This window comes from Oxobacter pfennigii, from assembly GCF_001317355.1.
Lineage (GTDB): Bacteria > Bacillota > Clostridia > Clostridiales > Oxobacteraceae > Oxobacter > Oxobacter pfennigii.
The window spans coordinates 1-26,396 of sequence record NZ_LKET01000014.1; the positions used below are offsets into that span (position 1 = coordinate 1).

Genomic DNA, 26,396 nt, shown 5'->3' on the forward strand with positions numbered 1-26,396 from the left:
TAAATACCGCTTCAATTACCCTTGGGTTGGGGCTGTCTATGCAAACAGGCTTGTCTACCGCATTTTGAACTATGTCCATAAGCCATTTTAAAGTCTCAACTTCTATGTCCGGTGCAGTGCTGGCGCACACATCTATAAAATTAGCACCTGCTTCTGCTTGCCTTACAGCCAAATCCCGGATAAAAGCCTCATCTTTCTGTTCGATGGCATTTTTAACGCTGGGTATGGTACCGTTGATTTTTTCACCAATGATTATCAATTTAAACACCCTCCTAAAAAACCGTTATTTTCTTATATTTCATATATTTACTTGCAGTTTAGCATTATTTTTATTTTGTGTCAAACCTATTGATTGCTGTTATTCCTAAGCTCAATCAAGGCATCTCAATATTCTCTTCAAAAACTAATAAAAAATAGATATATTATTATTGTACATTTAAACCAAAAAATACAAAAATTTGATTTATTTTTGTATTTTACATCTTATTAAATGTTCTTTTATTATTTCTGTATATTTTAAAATGCATATATTTGTGTTATACTAATATATAAAGAATCAGGGTAATAATATAGCTTTTATGGTATTTTATGAACTAATAATCTTTTTTATAAAGTTTTCTAATGTACAAGCTATATGCTGCTTTTATTCTTTAAAACTCGAAATCAGAATTACATACTAAATTTTTCGGAGGAGCAGAGATGAGAATAATATTATTAGGCGCACCTGGATCCGGAAAAGGCACCCAGGCAGCAAGAATCCAGCAAAAATATAATATACCCCATATTTCAACGGGAGATATTTTCAGGAGCAACATACAAAGACAAACAGAAATAGGAATGGAAGCAAAAAAATACATGGATCAAGGGCTTTTAGTTCCCGATGAGCTTACATTAAGAATTGTTGAAAGCCGTCTTATGGAGGACGACTGCCAGATAGGATTCATGCTGGACGGATTTCCAAGAACAACTGTGCAGGCCGAAGCTTTGGATAAAAGGCTCAACGAGCTTGGAAAAAGCCTGAATGTAGTGATAAGTTTAGATGTTAATGATGATACCATAATAAAGAGAATAACCGGCAGACAGGTATGCAAAAGCTGCGGCGAAGTCTTTAATTTATATTTCAAAAATCCGGCAGAAGCAGGCAAATGCGATAAATGCGGCGGTGAGCTTTATACCAGAGCAGATGATACCGAAGAGACTGTAGCAAAACGGCTCAAGGTATATGGGGAACAGACTTATCCTCTTATTGATTTTTACTCCAAAAAGGGCAATCTTGTAAAGATCAACGGCGAGCAGGAAGAAGAGCAGGTATTCTATGACATAACTCAGACATTGAACAGCATTATATAGATGGAAGGGGCTGTTGCATTTGGAACAACATGAATGAGCATTGTGAGAGTTCTTTAAAAGCTCTTGGTGGCTCTGCCGAAGATACCTAGAATTTTAGATTGTTTGAACGAAGGAAGTTTAAAAATTATTGTATTTTCAAGGCAGGGCACCTTAGAACTTGAAGAACTCAAGCACAGCAATGCAGTGTTTCAAATGCGACAGCCCCAATCTATTAAGAAGCCATTTGCAATTTGCAAATGGCTCTTTTGCTTCTGTTATGCATTTTTGTGTGCACTGTAAAACTCCAGATATTTTTTAAGCTCTTTCTTTAAAAGATTGGGAGTGTCAATTTCATAGGGACAGTGGCTTTTGCAGTTGCCGCAGTCTATACAGTCATTGATAAGCTCCATTTTTTCTTTCCAGTCATCCTCAAGATACCGCTCGAAAGGAGCTCTCTTTAAAAGGAGTGACATCCTAGCGGAGTTGTTTATCTCAATTCCAGCAGGACATGGCATACAGTAGCCGCACCCCCTGCAGAATTCCCCCGCCAATTCCAAACGGTCCTTTTCTATAACCTTCATCATGTTTTCGTCCAGAACAGGAGGATTTTTTTCAAATTCAATAAATTGCTCCAACTCGCTCAACCTCTGGATCCCCCAAATGGGAACAACATTATCAAACTGCCTCAAAAATGCAAATGTGGAAGCCACGTTTGTTATCAGGCCGCCTGATAAGCCTTTCATGGCAATAACCCCCAAATCCATCTCCTTGCAGGCTTCAATAATTGTCAAATCCTTATTGGTAGATAAAGAATTTAAAGGGAACTGGATAGTGTCATATTTTCCTGATCTTGCAGCTTCTATTGCTATCTCTATCCTGTGATTGGTAAAACCTAAAAAACGTATCATTCCCTTTTTCTTTGCTTCCAAAAGCCCGCCGTATAAGCTGTCGGGATCATCGGGGTCAGGGATATCTTTGGGATTATGAAGCTGAAGTATATCTATATAGTCAGTTTTTAACATCTTCAAGCTGATTTCTATATCTTGAAGCAAGTCCTTTTTATTTTCTGCCGGGCTTTTGCTGGCTATTATTATATCCTTTCTGACATCTGACAGAGCATGGCCGATTTTCTCCTCACTGTCTGAATATCCCCTTGCAGTATCGAAAAAATTAACTCCGTTATCATAGGCTTTTCTTAAAATAATTTTTGCATCCGCAAATGAAATTCTCTGTATGGGAAGCGCTCCGAATCCGCTTTTGGATACCATCAAATTGGTACGCCCCAGTCTGAACTTATCCATAACTAATCTCCTTCCTATGTTTCAAACTTAGCAATATATAATTCACTCCAGGGATAAACTGATTAATTTATTCCTGGAGTGAATCTTTACTTTTTTAATATTCTTTTCCTAAACCCAACACCTCATGAACCTTTGGCATCCATTGGCTTATCTCTATCTTCTGCGGACATTTTTCTTCACAGACACCGCACTGTATACATGCGCCTGCCCGGTTTTCTTCACCTAGAAACCTTACGTATGTACCGCGGGCACCCGATAGATCATCATACATATATCCTTCATTATATGTTTTGAAGTTCCTCGGTATTTCCACATCATTTGGACATGGAACACAATAGCTGCAGCCGGTGCACGGGATTAATGTTCTTTGTGAATATTCTTCCCTGACCTTGTCAATGAGCTTTAAATCTTCGCTGCTCAATGAATTTGCTCCGGAGGAATCTGCTGATTTTAGATTCTCTATCACTTGCCCCATGGTAGTCATACCGCTTAATATGACAGTAACCTCAGGCTGGTTCCATAGCCACTGTAATGCCCAGTCGGCTGGAGTTTTCTGCTTGCTGTGTGATGCGAACAAATCCTTTACTGTTTTAGGGGGATTTGCCAGCTTTCCTCCGAGTAAAGGTTCCATAAGTACGACGGCTATGCCCTTTGAGGCAGCCAGCTTCAAGCCTTTCATTCCTGCCTGATTATCAACATCCATATAATTATATTGTATCTGGCAGAAGGTCCATCCATCATAGTAATTTATTATTTCTTCAAAGGTATCATAGTCATCATGGAATGAAAAGCCTAAGTGTTTAATCCTTCCGTCCGATATTGCGGCCTCTGCTTTTTCAATGAGCTTTAAATCCTTGACTGTTTTAAAGCTATGCTTCGAAAGGCCGTGTAAAAGATAGAAATCAATGTAGTCTATATCAAGCGCCTTTAATTGCTCATCTAAAAATCTGTCAAAATCGCCTTCTTCTTTTATAATTCTGACAGGGGATTTTGTAGCCACTTTGACTTTTTCCCTGTAACCATCCTTCAGTGCTTTTCCTAAGACCACTTCACTTTTTCCGTGAACCCAGCCTGCGCCATGATAAAAGTATGCTGTATCCACATAATTTACCCCATTATCAATGGCATGGCGTATCATTTTTATGGCCTCTTCTTCATCGACGCTTTCATTTCTTCCGTCCAATGTAGGCAGCCTCATACATCCGAAACCCAGGGCGGATGCTTCCCAGTCCAATTTACCAAATTTCCTGTATTGCATTTTTTCTCCTCCTTAGAGCTAAATATAAAAAAATTTTTTTAATCTTATTTAAATCATTCTGTAAAAAACATAAGTCCTTATAGATAATAACTCATTTCTTATATTCTATACCTTATATGGCAATTTTTAAATAAAAAATATATTTCTGCCCAATATATAAATATATTTTTTGAAGAAAAATTATAATAAAATTTAATATTTCACGCTGAATTAACCTGATTTAACCTGCTTAATACATAAAATTAATGTGATTTTGTTAGATTATATTCTAGAAATAATATTAGGAGGAATTGTTATGTTTTCACACACCCATGCATACATTGCCGATATGATTTCAAAAAAGCTCAGAGAAGAAAAGCAAATATTGCTGAATAATGCAGCTTTCAGATTTGGCAGCATTATACCGGATTTTTCCCCCAAGTATTTATCCATAGGCCACTATATGGATGAAAGTATGGACTTCATAACAGGTGAGGCTTTAAAATTATCAAAAGTATTGTTCCAGAACCATGAAGCAAAAGCTTCGGATTACTCCAAAAGGCTGGGAATAATAGTCCATTACGTTTCTGATTATTTCTGTTATGCCCATAATGATGATATATACAAAAAAGATAAAATCAGACACTTCTTTTATGAAGCAGACCTTAAATCCCAAATCGGCAAACTGAAAAACAGCATCACAATCCCTGCAGACACCCTGTCCCACACCATATACAAGGATAATTTCATCGATTATTTGGAGAATAAGCTTAAAAACTATAATATGGAGGACAAATCTCATCTTAAGGATATAAATTACGCTCTTGAAGCAAGCTATACCGTATGCAATTTCATATTAACAAGATCATTAAACAGGTTGGATATTGACGCAGCATAATATACGTACCATAACCTGTTTTTTATTTATGCAAAAATAAGAATCCCACATGCTATAGTTGCCAGCAGCCCCAGGAATCTATGTTTATGCAAAAATAAAAAGCTCCGTGAATTTTCGGGGCTTATTTTTATGGCTTAAATTATACTGATATTTTTTGGCTGCATTTTTTATCAATTATCTTTTTCCATTGAGGCCTTCTGTTTTCAAATACCGTTATATAGTTAAACCCGGCTTCATGAGCAAGATTTACGGCATCTATAACCCCTTTTCCCACATCACAGGCAAAATGGGCATCTGAGCCTATGGTCAGTATTTCTCCCCCTAATTCCCTGTAAAGCTTAAGAACGTCTATTCCCGGCATGGTTTCCTTTGGAGCCTGCCTTAATCCGGAAGTATTTATCTCCAGCCCCCTCCCCTTCTCAATCAATGTCTTTAAAACATCCCTTAAAAGTTCAGGCTTGTTCATAAGTGTAATCCTTGTTTTAAAGTGGTTTGCGCCATATCTTTTTATCAAATCCAGATGCCCTACGCAGTCCAATTGACCCCAGTCTGCCAGCGCTTTTAGCTCTTTAAGATAATCAACATATAAATCATCGAGATTGATTTTATCAAAGTTAAGTTCACTGACATCAGTGCCATCAGGGAATTTATGGGCCGAACCTATTACATAATCATAAGGCAGTGATTTTAATAAGAGCTCCGATGTCTCTTTAAACTGGTGAGGCTGACCTAATTCCACACCCATTTTTATATTAAGCTTTCCTTTGAATTTATCCCTTGCCGCTAAAACATCCTTCCAGTAAGCATTGGGTTTATATTCTCTGTAGCTTATATTTTTGGCTGAGGGTTCGAAATGGTCGGTTATAGCTATTTCATCCAGGCCTTTTTTAATGGCATTTTCGCACAGCCTAGATATTGTATCATTTCCATCCGTTGAATGCTTTGAATGCATATGGTAATCTATTAAATACATGCATACCTCCTGTTTTTATGATATTTAGCCTTATTGGTTTCAAATACATATTAACATAATAATGTTAAAGGCATATTAAGTCTTGATTAATTGCATATAACAAAGACTTTTAACCTCAAATTAACAGCTCTTTAATGCCCCTGTGACAAAGATATTCCATAATTAAAATCACACTGCAATTTTGAGGAATACTAATAACAAAGGATGGTTTATATGAGCATATCAGATGATGAAATTTATTATTTGGAGCTGAAGAATATGCTTGCTGCAAAAGAAGTGCATACGCATTTTCAGCCTATTGTTTCATTGACCGATGGTCATGTAATAGGCTATGAGGCTTTATCCCGGGGTAAAATAGGCTCAATTCTAGAAAATCCGGATACCATGTTTGAAATAGCCCACAAATATAACATGACCTGGGAATTAGAGCTATTGTGCAGAATCAAAGCAGTTAATAATGCACAAACAATGCCTTCCGAAAAAAAGCTTTTTTTAAATGTAGACCCTGGCGTTATCAAGGATGAAAATTTTAAAAGAGGCTTCACTCAGGATTTTCTTTTAAACAATAACATAGACCCAAACAATATAATCTTTGAAATAACCGAAAAAACCGCCATAGAGGACTATAAAACTTTCCGCATGCTTCTGGAAAACTATGTTGAGCAGGGTTATAAGATAGCCATTGATGACACCGGTGCAGGCTATTCGGGACTGAAGCTTTTAGCAGAAACTCATCCTCAGTACATAAAAATAGACATGGACTTAATTAGAAATATTGATAAAGACAGCTTCAAGCAGTCTCTTTTAATTAGTTTTTTGGATTTTTCCCAGGTTACAAATATGAAAATAATCGCAGAAGGCATTGAAACCTTGGATGAATTAAATACCCTCATAAATATCGGTATACCTTACGGTCAGGGCTTTTATCTTCATAAGCCCTGCAAAAAATTTGCAGAGCTTCCCCAATCCCTAAAAGAGCATATAGCAAATGCCAACAGAAGAAAATCTTCCAAGTACTTCAACAATTCTGAAACAGAAATAGTGGGGAATATAATCCGCTATGATTCCTCTATATTGCCTGATACCCTGTGCAAGGACGTCAAAGAAAAATTCGAGGACGATAACCTTCAGGGCATAGCCGTCGTAAATAAAAATCAGGAGCCTTTAGGTCTTATCATGAAATCTAAATTTAATGAACGCCTTGCCACTCAATACGGAGTTGCAATTTATATGAACAGGCCTATAAAGCTCCTTATGGACAAAAATGCCCTTATTGTTGATTATAATGATTCCTTATCTATGGTATCAAGAGCTGCTATGGCAAGGAAAGAAGAAAATATTTATGATTATATTATCATCACAAAGGATAATAAATACTGCGGTATAACTACTGTAAAAAGGCTTCTTGAACAGACAACCAACATCGAGCTTATATATGCAAGGCACTTAAACCCCTTAACCGGTCTTCCGGGGAATATACTTATAGAAAAAAAGATTAAAGAACTCATAGATTCAGAGGGAGACTTTTCTGTTCTTTACCTGGATTTGAACGATTTCAAAGCATATAATGATATTTACGGCTTTGAGAGCGGAGACGATATATTAAAGCATACGGCTAAAATAATTGAAGAAAATTTAAGTGATGTACCCTCCCGAGATCGCTTTTTAGGGCATATAGGCGGTGATGATTTTATAGTTTGCTTAAACTCATTTCAAAGAACAGAAGAAATTTGCAGTAATATCATTAAGAATTTTGATGAAGCAATAACTCATTATTATAATGAAAAAGACCTTGCAAAGGGATTTATAACCGCAATTAACAGATATGGGGTCTTAGAAAATTTTCCTTTAATGTCCGTTTCAATTGCCGTGATAACCAATAAAGGAGGGCAATTTATGAACTCTCATGAAATATCCGAGCTGGCTGCACAGATAAAGAAAAAATGCAAATCAATGAAGAAGAGCTGCTATATAAATGCAGATAAGGATATTTCCTGTAATATGACTAATATTTAGTTTTATCCTGCTGTATTAAAAAAATATTCTCGATATTTTTTCTTTGTGTTTTTACATGGTCTGCTCCCATTATAACAAACACTCTGTCATATTTGTTCAAGCTATCCTCTATGACAGACAGCAGATGTTGATTTCTGATATTCAGAACCTCACTATATATTCTATTGAGCTTGGTGCCACTTCTATAAATCAAATCATAATAATTAATATCCATCCAATTGCTGCTGTCAATATCTGCATTCAGATGTTCTTTCAATAAAGCGAGTACTTTCTTTAACAGAATTTCTTCAGAACTAAAAGGAAAACCCTGATTTGCCATAACATCCAGATATCTTTCGAGCTTCTGTTCAAAATCCATATTTTGAACAGAACTTTCTCTTTGGAACTGATAAAGCTGCCTTAGAACATACATTAACAGAACGTCCTCTTTGCTGTATTTTTCAAGAAGGATATCATATTGTCTTCTCATTGAAGGCTCCACACTTTGTAACGGTATATCCTTTTGCTGAGCCAGATATGAAACATATGCGCTTTCTCCCTTTTCTATTGCTTCATACATATCAGCATATTTTATTGCATTAAAATCCCCTTCTACCAGAACAACCTGCGGTTTAATTCTGTTGAAATTCTTTTCTATGTCTTTAAACATGGGGCTGTCTATATCGTTTGAATGATTTGAACCGTAAAACAATAATTTTTTATTGTTTTTGTCAAGGTTAATAATTTCCACTCCCCTGACTTCCTTTGAATTTATATTGTAATAATACAGCCCAAAGGTCAAACAAATTATTAAAAAGAACAGTATAAGAAAATTTCTTTTTTTCAACCCTCGCCCTCCTCGCTTTTAAAAGAATTATCCATGTCAATAGTACCGCAATGTCTGCCGCCAATTCAACATTGATTATTCAATGATAATTAACTAAAATTAAAGATATATAAAAAGATTACATATTATATATCAATACAATTCATTGAAAATATCGAGCAAAAAGAAGGGGTACATTTGCAAAAATATATAGAGGTTATAAATGTAAAAAAAATATATCAGATGGGGGAAGTGGAAATCAAAGCTTTAGATGACGTTTCCTTTTCCATAGACAAAGGCGAATTCGTAGTTGTGGTAGGACCCAGCGGTGCCGGCAAAAGCACGGTATTAAACATTTTAGGCGGTATGGACACATTAACAAGCGGACAGGTTATTGTGGACGGGCGAAACATAGGAGACTATAATTCAAAGCAGCTGACAACCTACAGGAGACATGACATTGGCTTTGTTTTTCAGTTTTACAATCTGGTGCAAAACCTTACTGCCGTTGAAAACGTGGAACTTGCCACTCAGATATGCGATAATCCCTTCGACCCGGCAGAAGTTTTAGAACAGGTAGGTTTAAAGGACAGAGCAAACAACTTTCCCGCCCAATTATCCGGCGGCGAACAGCAAAGGGTTGCCATAGCAAGGGCCCTTGCCAAAAACCCCAAACTGCTGTTATGCGACGAACCAACCGGGGCATTGGATTATAATACGGGTAAATCCATATTAAAACTTTTACAGGATACCTGCCGTGATTTAGGCATGACTGTCGTTGTCATAACTCACAATCTTGCCATTTCCCCTATGGCTGATAGGGTTATAAAAGTTAAAAACGGTAAAGTGGATGATATATCTGTAAATGAACATCCTATGCCTGTGGAAAGGATTGAATGGTAGCTATGAAAAATGCTCTGCTCAAGGATACATTGAGAGAGATACAAAAGACCTTTTCCAGGTTTCTCTCCATTTTTGCCATTGTTGCCCTGGGTGTTTCTTTTTTTGCGGGAATCAAGGCTGCCTGTCCGGACATGAAAATCACTGCCGATACCTATTTTGATGAATACAGGCTTATGGATATAAGGCTTGTATCAACTATAGGGTTTAATGACGAGGATGTGAAAGCCGTTAAAAGCACATCCGGAGTAGAAGGAGTTTTCCCCACCTATTCCATGGATGCAATAGTTAGCATCCAGAAAAAAGATGTGGTATTTAAAGTATTGTCCCTGCCTATGAATAAGCTGTATAATCCTGACGAATCATATATAAACAGGGTAAGGCTTATATCCGGAAGGTTTCCGCAAAAGGAAAATGAATGCGTAATAGAAAGCGAGAATATAAGTCCCAACCTAAACATAGGCTCTAAAATTAAGCTGGAATCGGGAACGGACTGGAACATTAGCCAGAGCCTTAAAGTAAGCGAATATACCATAACGGGCATCGTGGAATCGCCTTATTACATTTCCTTTGAGAGAGGAACAAGTTCTATTGGAAACGGCAAAGTACACTGCTTTATACTGGTACCTCAGAATAATTTCAGGCTGCCGCTTTACACCGATGTTTTTGTAACCGTAAAGGGCGCCAGGGATGCACAAAGCTATGATGATATATATGAAACAATTGTCGACCCTGTGAAGGAAGCATTAGAGGATGTAGGGGAAGACAGGGTAAAAAAACGTAATGATGAAATTCTTTATTATGCTTATAAAGAGCTTAACAATCAAAAATGGCAGCTGGATATGACACAAAGAAAGCAAAATAAAGAAATAAATACTGCCGACCTTGCCCTTTTGGAATCAAAGCTTCAAATTATAAGCGCAAACATGTCCCTTTCATCCGGCGAGGATGAATTTTACAATACCATGAGAGCAGCCGAAGACAGCATAAACGATGGCTTCAGAAAATTAGAAGAAAATGAAAGGGAACTGAATAAAAACCTTCAAAGTATAAATTCTGCAATGAAGCGGGCATCAGAAACCGAACTTCAGCAATATAAGGCTATGGAGTCACAGCTTAATGCAGCAAAAGCCAGCCTTGAAGTCTCGAGGCAGCGGCTTGAAAGTGAAAAAAGGGGACTTGAAGCTTATAAAAAAAGCATACTGGATGATTTTATAAGCAATAGAACTATGATTGATAATTCAATTGAAGACATCATAAGAGGTAATCTTGACATAAAGGCTGGGAAAAAGTTATCTGATATAAAATTCCACCAGGCCAACCAGCAAATAAAAACTGCTGAGGAAGAATTGGAGGAGATGGAGGAACCGGAATGGTATGTACTGGATAGGGACACCAACCCCGGATTTGCCGAATACGGCAGCGCCGCAGACAGAATGGATGCAATTGCTGCAGTATTTCCCGTGTTCTTTTTCCTCATTGCCGCACTGGTTTGTTTAACTACCATGACCAGGATGATAGATGAACAAAGGACATATATAGGAACACTTAAAGCTTTAGGCTACAATAAACTGTCCATAGCTTCAAAATACCTTCTATATGCCGCCGTTGCCAGCATAGGCGGCAGCATATTGGGGCTTTTAGTGGGCTTTAACCTGTTCCCTACAATAATTTTCAATGCCTATGGCGCCATGTACTCATTGCCTCCCATTATTACGGAGTTCAATGTGGAATATGCCGCATTATCCATGGCAGCCGCCGTATTGACGACTACACTGGCAGCCTTTTTTTCCTGCAACAAAGAGCTTTTAATGACACCTGCTCTTCTTATGAGGCCTAAAGCGCCCAAGGCAGGAAAAAGGATATTGCTGGAGAGAATTACTTTTATATGGTCCAGGTTTAATTTTACCCATAAAATAACCGCCAGAAATATGTTCAGGTATAAAAAGCGTTTTTTTATGACGGTAATAGGTATAAGCGGCTGTACCGCCCTGCTGGTAACCGGATATGGCTTAAGGGATTCTATTCTGTCCATATCTCAAAAACAATATGGGGAGATTTATCACTACGATTTATCCGTCAACCTTAAGGAGAGCTATAAGACCGACGAAACTCCGGAAATATTGACTGATATTGCAAAGGATAACCGTATAACAGATTATATACTTTTGAATGAACAAAATGTGGATGCCGGAACTGAATTAACCGAAAAAGCTGCATCCTTAATAGTTTCAAAAAATACCACGAAGCTTCAGGATTTCATAACCTTCCGGGTGAGAACAACGGGGGAAAAGCTAGAGCTTGATGACAAGGGCGTAATTATTACCGAAAAGCTGGCTAAACTTTTAAATGTAGCTGTTGGGGATACCATATATCTAACGGATGAAGATGATAACAAGGTGTATGTAAAAATAACGGGTATAACAGAGCACTTCGTATTCCATTATATTTACATGACCCCGGAGCTTTACAATTCCCTTTTCGAGGATGAGATAGAGTTTAATCAGGTTAAAGCCGTCATTGCCGATGGCTCAAAGGAATTTGAAAATACATTATCCACAGATTTGATTAAGGATTCCGAGGTGAGCTCCATAACCCTTTCCTCCAATACAATGGCAACTTTAAGCGATATTGTAGAGAGCCTGGATTTTATCATAATAGTTTTGATTGCATCTGCAGGAGCTTTAGCCTTTGTGGTTTTATACAACCTTACAAATATAAATATAACCGAGCGTTTAAGAGAAATTGCCACCATCAAGGTCCTTGGCTTTTACGATAATGAAGTGTCCGCCTATGTATACAGAGAGAATGCTATTTTAACCGTCATAGGCATTTTTGCCGGCCTGGTACTTGGCATATTCCTTCACAAGTTTATAATACTTACAGCTGAAATAGAAAGCCTTATGTTCGGAAGAGAGATAAAAATACCAAGCTACATTTACTCAGCCATTCTCACAGCAGTATTTGCAGCATTGGTAAACACGGTAATGTATTTCAAGCTTAAGAAAATAACCATGGTTGAATCCTTGAAATCGGTAGATTAATAATTTATACTGTTTATATTATTGTCTAACAAGCCAAGTGGTGTTATTATAATTGTGTAAATTATTTTGGGGAGGCCGCAAATGGGCGAAGAAATAACACAAAAGCCAATGTATCAGCAAATAGCACTGGATATTGCCCGCCGCGTTGTAAACGGCGACTTTCAGGCAGGCTGTAAAATTCACGGTCGTTCCACTCTTGCCGGCGAATATAATGTGTCTCCTGAAACTGTGAGAAGGGCGGTAATTCTCCTTCAGGACATGGATGTGGTTTCAGTTTCCCATGGAAGTGGCATTACCATTAACTCCCAGGAGGAAGCCTGTAAGTTTATAGACAAATTCAAGGATATGGAATCCATAGCATCCTTGAAAATGAATTTAGACAAGCTATTTGAGGATAAAAAAGAGATTGATTCAAACCTTGCCAATACCATTGAAAAAATAATAGATTATTCCGACCGCTTAAGAAACATAAGCCCTTATAATCCGCTGGAAATAGAAATCAAGGAAGATTCGATGGTGGTCGGTGAGACCGTTTCTTCCGTAAAGTTCTGGCAAAATACCGGCGCTACCATAATAGCAATCAGAAGAGACAAGGACATTATACTTTCTCCCGGCCCTTATGCTGAGTTTAGGGCAGGGGATGTGATTGTGGTGGTTGGAGATGAAGGAGTTTTAAAAAGAGTTAAAGTTTTCCTGAATGTATAGAATGTTATACTTAATTATATATAGTTTTTATATAAACAGGGTCTGTTGCATTTTAAACAACGTAATGAGCATTGTGAGAGTTCTGTACAAGTTCTTGGTGACACTTTCGCAGAAAATACTTAGAATTTTAGATTGTTTGAGCGGAGTGAAGTTTAAAAATTCTTGTATTTTCAAGGCAGGGAGCCTTAGAACTTGCAGAACACGAACATAGCAATGCAGTGTTTAAAATGCAACAGACCCTTAATTTATTTATTTTAAGAAATTGACAACTGACAACTTAAATAATATAATTAAGTTGTATCTTGCTATCTCAAGGAGGTCTGGTAATTTAAAATTATTAACAAGCGCTGAATTCACAGTATGTGAAGCGGGGGACCCGATAATATGGGGTGAATCCGATGCATTTAAATGCATTGGAGGGGTCATACTCTTTCGATCCTAATCCGTCAGCTAACCTCGTAAGCCAAAGAAAGAGGAGGTAAAAATTATGAAGAACAATAAAAAGAGCTTGAATTATGCTGTTATCGGAGCAGGTAACGGCGGTCAGGCGATGGCCGCGCATCTGGCCTTATGCGGGCACAATGTGCGCTTATACAATAGAAGCATTACGAAAATAAAGAAAATACAGGAACAAAGAGGTATTTATCTCACCGGAAAAGAAGAAGGCTTCGGCAGGCTTTCTTCAATGACAGACAATATAAAAGAAGCAATAGAAAACGCAGATGTAATAATGGTAACCATCCCGGCATCAGGCCATAGAGAGATAGCAAATCTATGCCATCCTTACCTTAAAGACGGGCAAATCATTGTCTTAAATCCCGGCAGGACAGGCGGCGCTTTGGAGTTTCTTAATATCATAAAGCAAAAAGCTCCCAATAAAAATATTATAATATCTGAAGCCCAGACCTTTGTTTATGCTTGCCGTGCAGAAACAGCAGGCGTTGTTAAAATTTTCAGCATTAAAAACCAAGTATCCTTGGCTTCCATACCCTCATATATGACAAAGTACGTTGTGGATACCATAAAGGATGCTTATCCTCAGTTTATTCCGGCAGATAATGTTTTGGAAACCAGCCTCAATAACATTGGTGCTATTTTTCATCCTTGTCCTACCCTTTTAAACTGCGGACGGATAGAATCCACCAATGGAGATTTTGAATATTATTTAGAAGGCATCACTCCCACTGTTTCAAAAATTTTAGAGCAGATGGATTCAGAAAGAGTTAAAGTAGCCCATGCGCTGGGAGTCAAAACAGTTACGGCCCTTAAATGGCTTGAAGTCACTTATGGTTCAAAGGGAGAAAGCCTTCATGAAGCCATTCAGAATACTTCAGGATATATGGGCATTAAGGCCCCTAGTTCAATGGATACCAGATATATTTTTGAAGATATACCCGAAAGCCTGGTTCCTATTTCAGCCATAGGGGCAACTGTAGGCATCAGGACACCAATAATTGATTCTATCATAAATCTGGCATGCACTGCTCACGGTGAAAACTATTTTGCGGCAGGCCGAAATGTAAGAAATTTAGGAATAGAAGGACTTACGGTAAGTGAGCTTATGGAGCTTGCAACTTTCGGTATAGTTGAAAGGCCCAGGGAGGTTGTTGCATAATGAAAAAGATAATTGCAGCTGCTATCGGAAATTGCGTCCACGTAGCAGGTGTTGCAAATTTTCTCAAGCTTGCAGAAAAAGAAGGATATGATACGGACTTCTTAGGCCCTGCAGTTTCCATAGAAAACCTTATTAAAGCCATAAAGAAGCAAAAACCCGATATAGTGGGGGTAAGCTACAGGCTGACTCCATCTGCGGTAAAGCCCCTTTTGGATGAGTTACAAAGAGCAATTGAAGATAACGGTTTATTAAACATAGAATGGCTTTTTGGCGGTACCCGTCCGGTATGCGAAGTAGCAAAAAGCTATAGCTTCTTTAAAGAAATCTTTGACGGGAGCAGCGATGATGAATTTACCATATGCTATCTTAGCGGTAAATCCAGTGACTGTAAGGATACTTATTTTGAAAGTAGCTTAATTGAGAGAATAAATAGAAAATATCCATATCCTGTGCTCCGGCATCATTTTGGTCTGCCTTCACTTTCGGCTACCATTGAAGGCATAAAAACCATATCGGAAGCAAAGGTGCTGGACGTTATTTCCATAGCCCCCGATCAGAATGCCCAGGAACATTTCTTTGAAATGGAGAAGGCCAGCAGTGCCTTGGATGGTGCCGGGGGGGTACCGGTAAGATCTCCTGAAGATTTCATAAAGATGTATGAAGCATCAAGAAGGGGTAATTACCCTCTTTTAAGATGTTACAGCGGTACCAGCGATGTGTTCCGTTTCGCAGAAATGCTGAGAGAAACTATAAATAACAGCTGGGCTGCAGTTCCATTATGCTGGTATAACGTCTTAGACGGAAGAGGCCCAAGGGATGTTGAAACTTCCATAAGGGAAAATCAGGCCCTTATGAAATGGCACGGCGATAGAAATATACCCGTGGAGGTTAATGAATCACATCATTGGAGTTTAAGAGACGCCCACGATACCATCGGCGTGGCCTCGGCTTTTCTAGCTGCCTACAATGCCAAAAGAATGGGAGTTAAGGATTATATTGCACAATACATGTTCAATGTACCTCCGGCCATATCTCCAAAAATGGATTTAGCTAAAATGCTGGCTAAAATAGAGATGATAGAATCTCTGGAGAATGAACACTTCAAAGCTTATCGCCAGGTCAGGTCCGGACTTGCAAGCTTTCCGGATGACTTAAATACTGCTAAAGGACAGATGGCAGCTTCAATTTATCTTGGTATGGCAGTTAAGCCTCACATAGTACATGTAGTGGGATTTTGCGAAGCTCATCACGCAGCCCTGCCCGAAGATATAATCGAAAGCGCCAGCATAGCCCGGGGAGTAATTAAAAACTGCTTGTTAGGGCTTCCTGATATGTCCATGGATAGAGAAGTACAGAGCCGTAAGAATCAGCTTATTGATGAAGCCCAGTATTTATTAAAATCCATGTATCAAATTTCCCCTGAATCAAAGGATCCCTGGTGTGACCCATCCGTCATTGCAGAGGCAATTGCTATTGGAATTTTGGATGCACCCCATCTTAAGGGAAACAAAGCTGCAAAGGGAACTTTGAAAACCAGGATGGTAAATGGCTGCTGTGTAGCCTATGACGATGTAAAAGACACGGTTATATCTGAATGCGACAGAATAGATATGCTTTTTAACAGAATAGATATGCTTACAAAATAATTGAAAATAGTCCTCCTAAAATAAAAAGGGCATAAGGATTTTTAATTAAAATTCTTATGCCTTTTCCATTTATCCTAAAATGTTCTTGATAAAAATTAATTGCAATAAATTATCGATTTATATATTATATTATAAATAATAAGTTGTAATATAAATTTATAAATACTGATTTTTAATGCGAAAATAATATGCTTTTTAAAAGCAGAAATCAATTAGGAATATATATTATGCTTGAACCGGAACTTAGGACTAAAATATAATAAAAAGCTGATAAGCATTAAATTTATATGAAATCCTTGGTTATATTTATTTTTGTAAGCTATGGTTATGTTTATAATAGGGGGGAAAAGAATGGCCGATTTCAGCCTATTGAGAAAGATGTTTATGTTCCGTGACTTAAGCGACGAAAGCCTTATCAAAGTCTGCAGCATATGGCATGAAAGGATGTATAAAAAAGGAAAGATAATATTCATGGAGGGCGAGCCCGGATATGCCTTTTATTATGTAATATCGGGCAAGGTTAAAATATATAATACAGCAAGTGACGGAAGGGAACATATTATTCACATTTTCGGTGATGGTAATGTATTTGGTGAAGTGACAATATTGAATAATATCGCTTATCCTGCTACTGCAGAGGTACTTGAAGACAGCCGGATAGGCATGATAAAAAATGATGAACTTGAATTACTCATGAAGGAAGATGGCTCTCTGGCCTTTGAGCTCATTAAAGTATTGTGCCGCAGGCTTCACATGGCAAGTATAGAGATACGCAACCTGGCATTTAAGGACACCCTGCAGAGGACTGCCATATCCCTTTTAAAGCTCTCTCAAAGCCATGGAGTAAAAACTTCAAGGGGTATAGAATTAAATATCGATATAACAAGGCAGGAACTGGCAGACGTTGCCGGAACTACAAGGGAGTCGGTTACCCGGGCATTATCAAAACTTAAAAAAGATAAAATCATAGATATGGGCGACACTATAATCATAAAGGATGTTGACCAGCTGATAAAATGGATAGATAATTGAATAAAAACACCCCGTTCTGCTTAAATGAACGAGGTGTTTTTATGCTTATTAAGTTATTATGGAGACTAATACCATATCAATTCCATCAAATACCTAAGCTTGCCCGTTTTGACATAATGTGTTCCTCTATCTGTTCTGCAGCTTTCACCATATCCTGCTCTACGTTAGCCTTACCCCCCACAAGGTCTTCAACGGCGCCTGTAAGAATGCTTGTAACATTTGGTGCTCCAGCTACCGGCGGTACAGGTCCTAAGTGTGTTAAAAGTCCGAAGGCTATGGCAAATACTCCGTCAACCACAGCTTTTTGCTCCAGATATTCCGGTGCCGACGCTGCCACAGGCAGTTGACTTGGGTCTACCCCAAGGGCTTCGGAAATTGCAGTTACCGCGATTCCTATCCTGCCTATATCTATGCAGGAGCCGAAGTTTAATACCGGCGGTACATTCAATGCCTTGCAGATAGCCTTAAGTTTTTCTCCTGCATAGTCTGATGCTTCCAGAGTCTGAAGCCCTTCTATCTGAGCTCCGCTGGCTACACAGCCTGCAGTTATAACCATAATATCTTTCTTAAGCAATTCCTTTATAAGCTGCAGTGACGCCGAGTCATGTCCGTTCCTGTTGTTCGTACATCCAACAACGGCTACTATACCTTTTATCTGACCCGACTTTATTACATCAAGCAATGGGTCTAAGGATCCGCCAAGAACTCCAAGAAGGGATTCAACGCCTACTCCAGCTATAACATCCGACTTATATTTAGGGACTTTAACTGCATTTACGGTGCCGCGTTTTTTATATGCTTCGATAGCCATCATAACAAGCTCTCTTGCCTGTTCTTTTACTTTTTCGGGGACATAATCCATATTCGTATCTACTCCATCCATCCTAAGGACGTGAGATACCGAAACAAGTTTGGTATGGAACTTGTCGGCAGCAAGTTTAAGGCCGGGTATGGAGCAGTTAAGATCCATCATTACAAGGTCAACAGCCCCTGTTGTAACCATAAGCTCCTGGGTCAGCCAGTTGCCAAGCTGCCCTGCAAATCCCTTTCCTGCCGTATTAAGCCTTTGTAAAAGTTCCTGCCCCGTATCCATTGACCCATAAAGCTTTATACCTTTTGCTCCGGCTTCCTTTGCCAGGTAGTTAAGCTCCTCATCTTCAGCTATTGCCTTCAGTACGGCCACTGCGACGTATGGCACGTGTCCATGGGCTACGATGTTTACAGTTTCAGTATCCAGCACCCCAAGGTCTGCTTGTGTTACGCCAATCTGCGGATTACCCAAAATAATGTCCTGAAGTGTGATGGTAGCTATCAATCCCATGTATCCTGCCGCGATAGAAAGCCTCATTGTGGTCAGCAGCAGGTCAACAGGGTCTGTATTAATATTGCTCATGGTCTTTGTCATTGCATCCCTTAATTCGGAAAGAGGCCCTCCGGGAATAATACCGAGTTTATCCCATGCGCTAAGCCTGGTCTTAGGCGCAAGAAGCTCTACCAATTTTAAAGGCTCCCTTGTCTCTTTCCTCAACTCATATGCTACTGCATTTGCAAGATCTGCCGCAATAGCATTTATATCTCTTGAGGTATCTATACCAAGAGCCCCCGCTATATCCTTAAGCTTTCCTTCCTCCATAATCTTATATGGAGTCTTACCCTCGGCTGTTGCTTTCAGTGTGTTTATCGCTTCTTCCAACTGGTGGGAATAGGCTGAAAGGCCATGACATGCCAGGCGCAGCAGGTTTCTTGCGGCAATAGTATCGGCTGTAGCCCCGCATATAGCCCTTGGAGCTTTTGGGGTTATCCTGCAGGGTCCATGGGAGCAAAGCTGGCAGCATACTCCCTCCATTCCAAAACTGCATTGTGGCAGCTGGTCCTGATACCTGTCGAAAGTTGTTTTTATTCCAAGTTCCTGGGCCCTTCCGTACATCTCCTGTATGGAAGCATGACTTGATGTGCATGTTGAACAATCTATTGTGCATTTAGCCATATTAATTCTCCTCTCCTATCTAAAAATTTATTGGTTTACCAATTGATACGCATAACTGTATCTGTCGGATAATAAACGATGTTTGACATTGGAAGCGTCTTTCCCATTCCTGATATAGCCGGCTACAACTCCGGCATTTTGTATATCTCCGAGAAATATCATTCCTACAGGTATATCATCCTTTAGTACAATTTTCCTATATACTTTCTGATGTTCATCATAATGCACCAGAGTCTCAAATCCTTCTCCTTCTGGAGGGTTAATGGTGCCTACCGATATAAAAGGCACTTCTCTGAATTCCGATGTATTTTGCATACTTACCTGTTCAACAAATCTTTTCTTTAAACCCGCCATATTATATCCTGCAAATTTTCCCTGGATTACTGCATTAGGCCATATTGGACTTAGCCGTTTAAGTTTTGTTACAGCATCCGTCGTCTCCGTCACATCTCCAGCGGCGTATATATTTTCTATATTTGTCTGCATATATTCATCGACAATGATTCCCTTATCTGTGCTTATACCGCTGCCTTTAACCATATCCATATTGGCTTTTGTGCCTGATGCAAACACCAGCATATCGCAGGATATCATCGTACCATCGGCCAGCATAACTCCCTTGATTTCCTTAGCTTTAAAGAACCTCATTAACTTTGAATATGCTATTATTTCCGATATTTTGCAGCCTAGCTTAAGCTCTATGCCTGACTTTTCAATCTCATTTCGCATCAGTCCGGCAGCAAAGTCATCCAGCTGGCCGCTGAGTATTCTATTTGACCTTCCGATTACCACTACGTCCTTTTTTCTTTTTCTAAGGGCAAAGGCCAGTTCAATTCCTATAAACCCGCTGCCTATAATGGCTACTTTTTTACATCTTCCGCTATCCCTCAGTATTTTTTCTGCATCTTCAAGGCTGTTCAAAGTGTATGGAGTTATATTCTCTATGCTCATGAATTCCGGGATCAGCGGAATACTCCCTGTAGCGATGAGAAGCTTGTCATAATGGATCCGGCTCATATCCTCCAATATAACGCAGGCAGACTGGGGCAAAATAGCTGTTACCGTTTTACCGAGAAGGGTTTTTATTTTATTGCGGCGATAAAAATCAAAATCCCTGATGCCAAGTTCTTCTTTACCCAACTCTCCCGATATATAGTCCGGCAATAAGCAGCGGGAATATACCGGCTCCTGCTCTTTTGATATAATGAGGATGTCGCATTTTTTATCCAGCTTCCTTATCTCCTGGGCAGCTGAAATTCCGGCAGCGCTATTACCGATGATTACATAGTGCATAGAATTCCCCCTCCTCCCTATCAATCTTTAATTTCATACGCGGTAATTTTTCTTTTATAATCGGCAAATTCCTCTTCTTCCATTAACACAATAGCACCTGTTGGACATGCTTCTGCGCATGCCGGACCGGCAGCCCTGTTTTTGCATAAATCGCATTTTACGGCAACTTTTTGTGACCCGTCTTTTTTAGGAGTAATTACTCCATAAGGACATGCCATGATGCACATCCAGCAGCCTACGCATTTCTGAAGGTTTCCTTCGTTGCTTACAATTCCTGTTTCGGAATCTTTTTGCATGGCTCCGCTCATACATGCATTTACGCATGCAGGGTTTTCACAGTGATGGCACACTAAAGGTACCGGTTTGCCCTTCACCGCCTGGACGCTTATGCGGCCCGGCTCAATTTTTGATGCCGATTGATATGTGGAAGCCTTTTCATGGGCAAGTGTACATGCCACAACACAGCTCATGCAGCCGTTGCATTTTTCTTTTATCACAAATATCTTCTTCATCAACAACCCTCCTTCTCTGTATATATTGAAATAAGTATACGAAAACCTCATAATAAAGAAAAATAAATATCTCACATAAAAATGTGTTTTATATCACACAAAAAATGTTATTAAAATGGAAATACATAAATTTTAGAATCATGGAGAACCTTTGAGAATATCTTTCGTCTAATAAATGGAAATAATTAATTAACAGAAAGGGGAGCGATGTCTTGGACAATTTAAATAAATCCAAAAAAATTATGGCTTTTGCTGCCGTTTTAGTAGCAGTTTTAAGCTGTACATTTGTATTGATGGCTGTGTATAACAACGGCAGTTCACGGCAAGAAATAAGTAAACTGTTACCTGACAAGAAGGATAATCTTAAACAGGACGAGCAGGATGTAGAGGAATTGGTGGAAGCTTTCGGAAAAAGGCTCCAAATGGTCTCCCTCCTGGCTCCAAAAGATGTGGTGGCTGCAAGCATTGAAAAGAATTACAGCAGTTATGTGACGACTGAGCTGCTGCAAAAATGGAGCTCTGATCCGCAAAGCGCACCCGGCCGCAGGGTTTCCAGCCCATGGCCCGACCGTATTGATATTTTGAGAATGGAAATGGCAGATAAGAATGAATACACTGTTTATGGAGAGATCATCGAGGTTACCAGCGTGGAGCTGGCAAAGGGAGGGGCTGCCGCCAAGCGTCCGGTCACCATTGTGGTCCAGAAGGTAAAGGACCGCTGGCTTATCAGCAACATGACCCTAGGCGAGTACGTACAATATGGCCCTGTTGTTTATGAAAATATCCGGTATGGCTTCCAATTTCATCTTCCGGAAACCTGGAAAGGATATTCAATAATTGAGGAACAATGGGAAGGAACCTCCGGGACGGATATTATTGAAGCCGGTCCGCAGCTTTTGATACGGCATCCGGATTGGAGCCAGAAGGACCCACATCAGGACATCCCTATTATGATTTTTACATTTGAACAGTGGGACGCTCTGAATGAGGGAGATTTCTTTGTCAGCGCGGCGCCTATTGGCCCAAGCAAATTGGGCAGCAATTCTAAATACGTTTTTGCGCTGCCGGCCCGCTACAACCATGCCTTAATGACGGGCTTTGAGGAAGTGGAGGAAATTTTAAAAGGCAGCCCCCTTTGGCCTCTAGAACCGTCTTAGAAGATGGGGGATATTCAATAATATTCATGGGCTGTCGCATTGACACACTGCATTTACTGTGCTTGAGTTCTGCAAGTTCTAAGGTTCCCTGCCTTGAAAATACAAGAATTTTTAAACTTCTTCCGTTCAAACAATCTAAAATTCTAAGTAATATCTTTGGCAGAGTCACCAAGAGCTTTAGAGAGAACTCTCTCAAATGCTCATTTATGTTGTTTCAAATGCGACAGCCCCATGAATATCTGTCATCACCTGCATATTAATTTTCCGTTGAATTAGTAAACTGGCTAAAGTAAAGGTTGTGATATACGCCTTTATATTTTAAAAGGCTTTCATGGTCTCCTTTTTCAACTATCTCCCCTCCGTCAATTACCATGATTATATCCGCATCCCTTATGGTGCTTAAACGGTGGGCTATAATAAAGCTGGTTCGGCCTTCCATTAATTTCAGCATAGCTTCCTGTATATGAAGCTCGGTGCGGGTATCAACGCTGCTTGTAGCCTCGTCCAGTATCAGTATGGAGGGGTTTTTCAATATTGCCCTGGCAATGGCCAGAAGCTGTCTTTGTCCTTGGCTTAAATTTCCTCCGCTCTCCGTGAGTACGGTATCATATCCTTTAGGGAGCCTCCTTATAAAAGGATGGGCATTTGCCATAATTGAGGCTGCAATTATATCCTCATCTTTAGCATCAGGACTTCCATATTTTAAATTTTCTTTTATGGTACCGGTAAATAAATAAGTATCCTGCAGCACTATCCCAAAGCACCTTCTTAAACTGTCTCTGGTATATTCCCTTATGTCTAAACCGTCTATTAAAATACTTCCTTCTGTTACATCATAGAATCTGGTCAGCAAATTTACTATTGTGGTTTTACCGGCTCCGGTAGGTCCGACCAAGGCTATGGTGCTTCCCGCATGTGCTTCAAAGCTTATATTTTTAAGTACTTTTAAATCATTCCGGTAACCAAAGCTTACATTGTCAAATATAACATTACCTCTTGGATTTTTAAGTTCAATTGCATCTTCAGCATCCTTAGGCTCTTCCTCCTGATCTAATATTTCAAAGACTCTTTCAGCCCCGGCTACTGCCGACTGAAGGTTATTAAATATGTTTGCCATCTCATTTAAGGGCCTGGCAAACTGCCTTGAATAACTTAAAAAGCTGGCAATGATGCCGATGGTAATCAGATCGTTGACTGCCAATACTCCGCCTACACCGGCTACAGCAGCAAAGCCTATGTTGTTTATGACGTTCATCATGGGCATTATAAATCCCGACCACATATTGGCTTTCAAACCAACCTCGCACAATCTGTCATTTACTGCATCGAATTCTTCCATGGCCTTTTCTTCATGGTTAAAGGCTTTGATTATCTGTATACCCGATATGGTCTCCTCTATATGTCCGTTTAGCCTTCCCAATTCCGCCTGCTGGCTTTTAAACAATACATTGGTCCTTTTGGCAATGGTTTTGGTCAATAAAAATACCATTGGTATGGTTATAACACTTGCCAATGTCAGCATGGGGCTTAGTATAACCATCATTACAAATGAACCCGATATAATTATTGAGCCTGTCATAAGCTGTGTGGTAATCTGGGATATAATGGTGCTTATGTTCTCAATATCATTTGATAATCTGCTCATAATTTCTCCATGGGTGTGCCTGTCAAAAAATGATACAGGCAAGCTTTGAAGCTTTGAAAAAAGTGTCCGCCTCAAGCTCATGACAATTCGCTGGGCAACGCCTGCCATGGTCCATTCCTGTAGAAAAACAACAATGGCATCAGATAGATAAACAATGGCAAGGATAGATATCATTTTGGTTAAAAGATTGAAATCCACCAAACCGCCCCTTGCTTCCATAGCATCCACAGACCGTCCTATGAGAAAGGGCACTAAAAGGCCTAAAAATGAGTTCAATAAAATGAACATGAAGGCAGCCATCAATAGTTTTCGTTCACCTGCGAAATATTCCCACATCCTTAATACCGTTGCCTTAAAATTTTTAGGCTTTATGACAGGCATGCCGCGGCGATTGCCTCCCGGCCTTCCGCTCATATTTATGACCGGAGTATAGGAATTATCCGCCCCTTTATTTCTTCCACTACTCTCTGCCATTTAACTAACCTCCCTGCCGATCTGTGAATGGTATATATCCTTGTATACATCACAGCAATTTAAAAGTTCCTCATGACTGCCCATCCCTGCAATCTCACCATCATCCAATACAATTACCCTGTCAGCTCCCATGACGGAGGTTATGCGCTGTGCAATTATAATACAGGTCAGCTTATTGAAATGCTGCCTCAGTGCCTGCCTTATTTTTGCTTCTGTATTCATATCCACCGCACTTGTGCAATCATCAAGGATGAGTATCTTAGGCTCTTTAATAAGAGCTCTTGCTATAGATACTCTTTGTTTCTGACCTCCGGATAAATTGACTCCCCCCTGACCCAGCATGGTATTATAACCTTCGGGGAAAGAGGCGATGAAATCATGAGCCTGGGCTTCTTTTGCAGCCTTTAAAACTTCCTCGTATTTTGCATCTTCCTTGCCCCATAAAATATTATCCATGATAGTCCCTGTGAATAAAATTATTTTCTGGGGTACAATTGCTATACTGTTTCTCAATTCCTTCATATCCATGCTTTTAACATCCATACCGTCTATTTTTACACAGCCAGCCGACACGTCATAAAAACGGGGAATCAAATTTACAAGGCTGCTTTTACCCGAGCCTGTAGAACCGATAATACCTAATGTTTCACCCGGCATGCAGGTAAAATTAATATTTTTGAGTGCGGGATGATTGTCATATCCGTCATATGAAAAATACACACCTTCAAAATCAATTCTGCCTTTTATATTTAAAGGCTTTACAGGTTCTTTTGCCATAAACATAGTATTTTCTTCTGAAAATACTTCGCTTATACGTTCGGCAGAAGCCCGGGCTCTCACGAATGTGGTGAAGACAAAGGATATTCTTAAAAGAGAAAAAAGAATCTGGGTCATATAATTTATAAAAGCTATTATTTCTCCCACGCCCATACTGCCTATATCTGTTAAGAGACCTCCAAACCACAGAACCGCAACTATGCCTAAATTAACAGCCAAGGATATTCCGGGTGAAAATATTGCCATAATCCTTGCGGCATTTATGGACATGGCTGCCATATACTCGTTGGTCTTTTGAAACCTTTGGTCTTCATAATCAAAGCTGTTAAAGGCTTTAACTACCCTTACACCGCTTAAGTATTCCCTCATTATAGTATTAACCTTATCCAAAGATTTCTGAACTTTTACAAAACGGGGGTATCCAAGCTTTAAATTAAGGTATATCAAGATACTTATAAGAGGAATAACGGCCAGAAGCACCAAAGACATCCTTGGATTCAGCCTCACAGCCATTATAATGCTCCCAATACATAAAATAGGTGACTTCGCAAAAAATCTCATAAGTCCGTTTGTAAAAGTCTGAATTTGTGTCACATCATTGGTCAGCCTTGTAATGAGGGATGCACCTTCAAATTTATCCAGATTGTCAAAGGAATAGGTCTGTATCTTTTTAAAAAGGTCGGAACGCAATTGTGCGCCAAATTTCTGAGATACATTACTGGCCATTATATTGCGCCCCACTGCACCTATAGCTCCGATAAAAGTTACTAAAAGCATTATGGCACCGTTTTTAAGTACATAGTCCATTTGCTTATTCTTGACACCTATATCAACTATCTTTGACATTATAGAAGGCTGAAGGAGGTCGCAAAAAGCTTCTGTCATCAGAAATAAAATTGCAAGTGAAAAGCCCTTCCAGTATTTTTTTATATATTTATTTAAAAATTCCATCTATTCCTCACCCCATAAAAATATATTCTCTCATTTAATCATCCAATGTCAATGCTTTTACTGTAACTATTTAAATTCATTTTAATATAATGGTATGAT

General features: G+C 39.3%; 19 protein-coding genes, 1 pseudogene and 1 riboswitch. Of the genes and pseudogenes, 10 read left to right on the plus strand and 10 right to left on the minus strand.

The genetic code is table 11. The annotated features are described in order from the left end of the window. A pseudogene (locus tag OXPF_RS00915) lies at positions 1-259 on the minus strand (methyltetrahydrofolate cobalamin methyltransferase); the annotation flags it as partial. Positions 260-699: 440 nt separating this feature from the next. Here OXPF_RS00915 and OXPF_RS00920 point away from each other — a divergent pair. Beyond that, positions 700-1,350, plus strand: a complete 651-nt coding sequence (locus OXPF_RS00920) for an adenylate kinase (protein ID WP_054873338.1) — start codon at positions 700-702, stop codon at positions 1,348-1,350. A 254-nt stretch (positions 1,351-1,604) separates the two neighbouring features. Here OXPF_RS00920 and OXPF_RS00925 read toward each other — a convergent pair whose 3' ends face one another. After that, entirely contained in the window at positions 1,605-2,630 is a 1,026-nt protein-coding gene (locus OXPF_RS00925; RefSeq protein WP_054873339.1) for an aldo/keto reductase, read from the minus strand. A gap of 94 nt (positions 2,631-2,724) precedes the next feature. Continuing rightward, positions 2,725-3,888 (minus strand): aldo/keto reductase, encoded by a 1,164-nt coding sequence (locus OXPF_RS00930; protein ID WP_054873340.1) that lies wholly within the window; start codon positions 3,886-3,888, stop codon positions 2,725-2,727. 295 nt (positions 3,889-4,183) lie between these two features. Here OXPF_RS00930 and OXPF_RS00935 point away from each other — a divergent pair, with 295 nt between their 5' ends. Continuing rightward, on the plus strand, positions 4,184-4,765 hold the full coding sequence (locus OXPF_RS00935) for a zinc dependent phospholipase C family protein (protein ID WP_054873341.1): 582 nt from the start codon (positions 4,184-4,186) through the stop codon (positions 4,763-4,765). 139 nt (positions 4,766-4,904) lie between these two features. Here the strand turns inward: OXPF_RS00935 and OXPF_RS00940 are convergent, their stop codons facing one another. Then, entirely contained in the window at positions 4,905-5,738 is an 834-nt protein-coding gene (locus tag OXPF_RS00940) for a histidinol-phosphatase HisJ family protein (RefSeq protein ID WP_054873342.1), read from the minus strand. Between the two features lie 213 nt (positions 5,739-5,951). Between OXPF_RS00940 and OXPF_RS00945 the strand changes: the two genes are divergently transcribed. Next, on the plus strand, positions 5,952-7,754 hold the full coding sequence (locus OXPF_RS00945; protein WP_242854286.1) for a GGDEF domain-containing protein: 1,803 nt from the start codon (positions 5,952-5,954) through the stop codon (positions 7,752-7,754). Here OXPF_RS00945 and OXPF_RS00950 read toward each other — a convergent pair. Then, a complete protein-coding gene (locus OXPF_RS00950; RefSeq protein WP_054873344.1) occupies positions 7,744-8,580 on the minus strand; it encodes a hypothetical protein in 837 nt (278 codons plus the stop codon). The two genes, OXPF_RS00945 and OXPF_RS00950, sit on opposite strands and share 11 nt — an antisense overlap. 177 nt (positions 8,581-8,757) lie before the next feature. On the opposite strand from OXPF_RS00950, the gene OXPF_RS00955 reads away from it, so the two are divergent. The 6 genes from OXPF_RS00955 to OXPF_RS00980 all read left to right on the plus strand — a co-directional run bounded on the left by OXPF_RS00955 (position 8,758) and on the right by OXPF_RS00980 (position 17,501). Then, entirely contained in the window at positions 8,758-9,462 is a 705-nt protein-coding gene (locus OXPF_RS00955) for an ABC transporter ATP-binding protein (RefSeq protein WP_152967668.1), read from the plus strand. 2 nt (positions 9,463-9,464) lie between these two features. Further along, positions 9,465-12,503, plus strand: coding sequence for an ABC transporter permease (locus tag OXPF_RS00960; RefSeq protein ID WP_160317121.1), 3,039 nt, complete (start codon positions 9,465-9,467; stop codon positions 12,501-12,503). A gap of 81 nt (positions 12,504-12,584) precedes the next feature. Then, positions 12,585-13,208 (plus strand): GntR family transcriptional regulator, encoded by a 624-nt coding sequence (locus OXPF_RS00965; RefSeq protein ID WP_054873346.1) that lies wholly within the window; start codon positions 12,585-12,587, stop codon positions 13,206-13,208. A gap of 335 nt (positions 13,209-13,543) precedes the next feature. After that, a riboswitch (cyclic di-AMP (ydaO/yuaA leader) is annotated at positions 13,544-13,688 on the plus strand. 7 nt (positions 13,689-13,695) lie between these two features. Continuing rightward, positions 13,696-14,823 (plus strand): NAD/NADP-dependent octopine/nopaline dehydrogenase family protein, encoded by a 1,128-nt coding sequence (locus OXPF_RS00970; protein WP_054873347.1) that lies wholly within the window; start codon positions 13,696-13,698, stop codon positions 14,821-14,823. Next, positions 14,823-16,469 carry a cobalamin B12-binding domain-containing protein gene (locus OXPF_RS00975; protein WP_054873348.1) on the plus strand — a complete coding sequence of 549 codons (1,647 nt, stop codon included), beginning with the start codon at positions 14,823-14,825 and terminating at the stop codon, positions 16,467-16,469. The genes OXPF_RS00970 and OXPF_RS00975 overlap by 1 nt, the downstream gene beginning before the upstream one ends. A gap of 351 nt (positions 16,470-16,820) precedes the next feature. Then, positions 16,821-17,501, plus strand: a complete 681-nt coding sequence (locus tag OXPF_RS00980; RefSeq protein WP_054873349.1) for a Crp/Fnr family transcriptional regulator — start codon at positions 16,821-16,823, stop codon at positions 17,499-17,501. Between the two features lie 85 nt (positions 17,502-17,586). Here OXPF_RS00980 and cooS read toward each other — a convergent pair whose 3' ends face one another. Genes cooS through OXPF_RS00995 form a run of 3 tightly spaced genes read right to left on the minus strand, consistent with a single transcriptional unit; the run spans position 17,587 to position 21,293 of the window. Further along, positions 17,587-19,488, minus strand: a complete 1,902-nt coding sequence (gene cooS, locus OXPF_RS00985) for an anaerobic carbon-monoxide dehydrogenase catalytic subunit (protein WP_054873350.1) — start codon at positions 19,486-19,488, stop codon at positions 17,587-17,589. A 27-nt stretch (positions 19,489-19,515) separates the two neighbouring features. Continuing rightward, positions 19,516-20,781, minus strand: coding sequence for an NAD(P)/FAD-dependent oxidoreductase (locus tag OXPF_RS00990; RefSeq protein ID WP_054873351.1), 1,266 nt, complete (start codon positions 20,779-20,781; stop codon positions 19,516-19,518). Between the two features lie 20 nt (positions 20,782-20,801). After that, a complete protein-coding gene (locus OXPF_RS00995) occupies positions 20,802-21,293 on the minus strand; it encodes a 4Fe-4S dicluster domain-containing protein (protein WP_054873352.1) in 492 nt (163 codons plus the stop codon). A gap of 212 nt (positions 21,294-21,505) precedes the next feature. Between OXPF_RS00995 and OXPF_RS01000 the strand changes: the two genes are divergently transcribed. Beyond that, complete coding sequence (locus OXPF_RS01000; RefSeq protein WP_054873353.1) at positions 21,506-22,450, plus strand: hypothetical protein; 945 nt, start codon at positions 21,506-21,508, stop codon at positions 22,448-22,450. A gap of 256 nt (positions 22,451-22,706) precedes the next feature. Here OXPF_RS01000 and OXPF_RS01005 read toward each other — a convergent pair whose 3' ends face one another. Both OXPF_RS01005 and OXPF_RS01010 read right to left on the minus strand, forming a co-directional pair. After that, entirely contained in the window at positions 22,707-24,569 is a 1,863-nt protein-coding gene (locus tag OXPF_RS01005; RefSeq protein WP_054873354.1) for an ABC transporter ATP-binding protein, read from the minus strand. Continuing rightward, entirely contained in the window at positions 24,570-26,297 is a 1,728-nt protein-coding gene (locus tag OXPF_RS01010; RefSeq protein WP_054873355.1) for an ABC transporter ATP-binding protein, read from the minus strand. Positions 26,298-26,396: the final 99 nt, after the last annotated feature.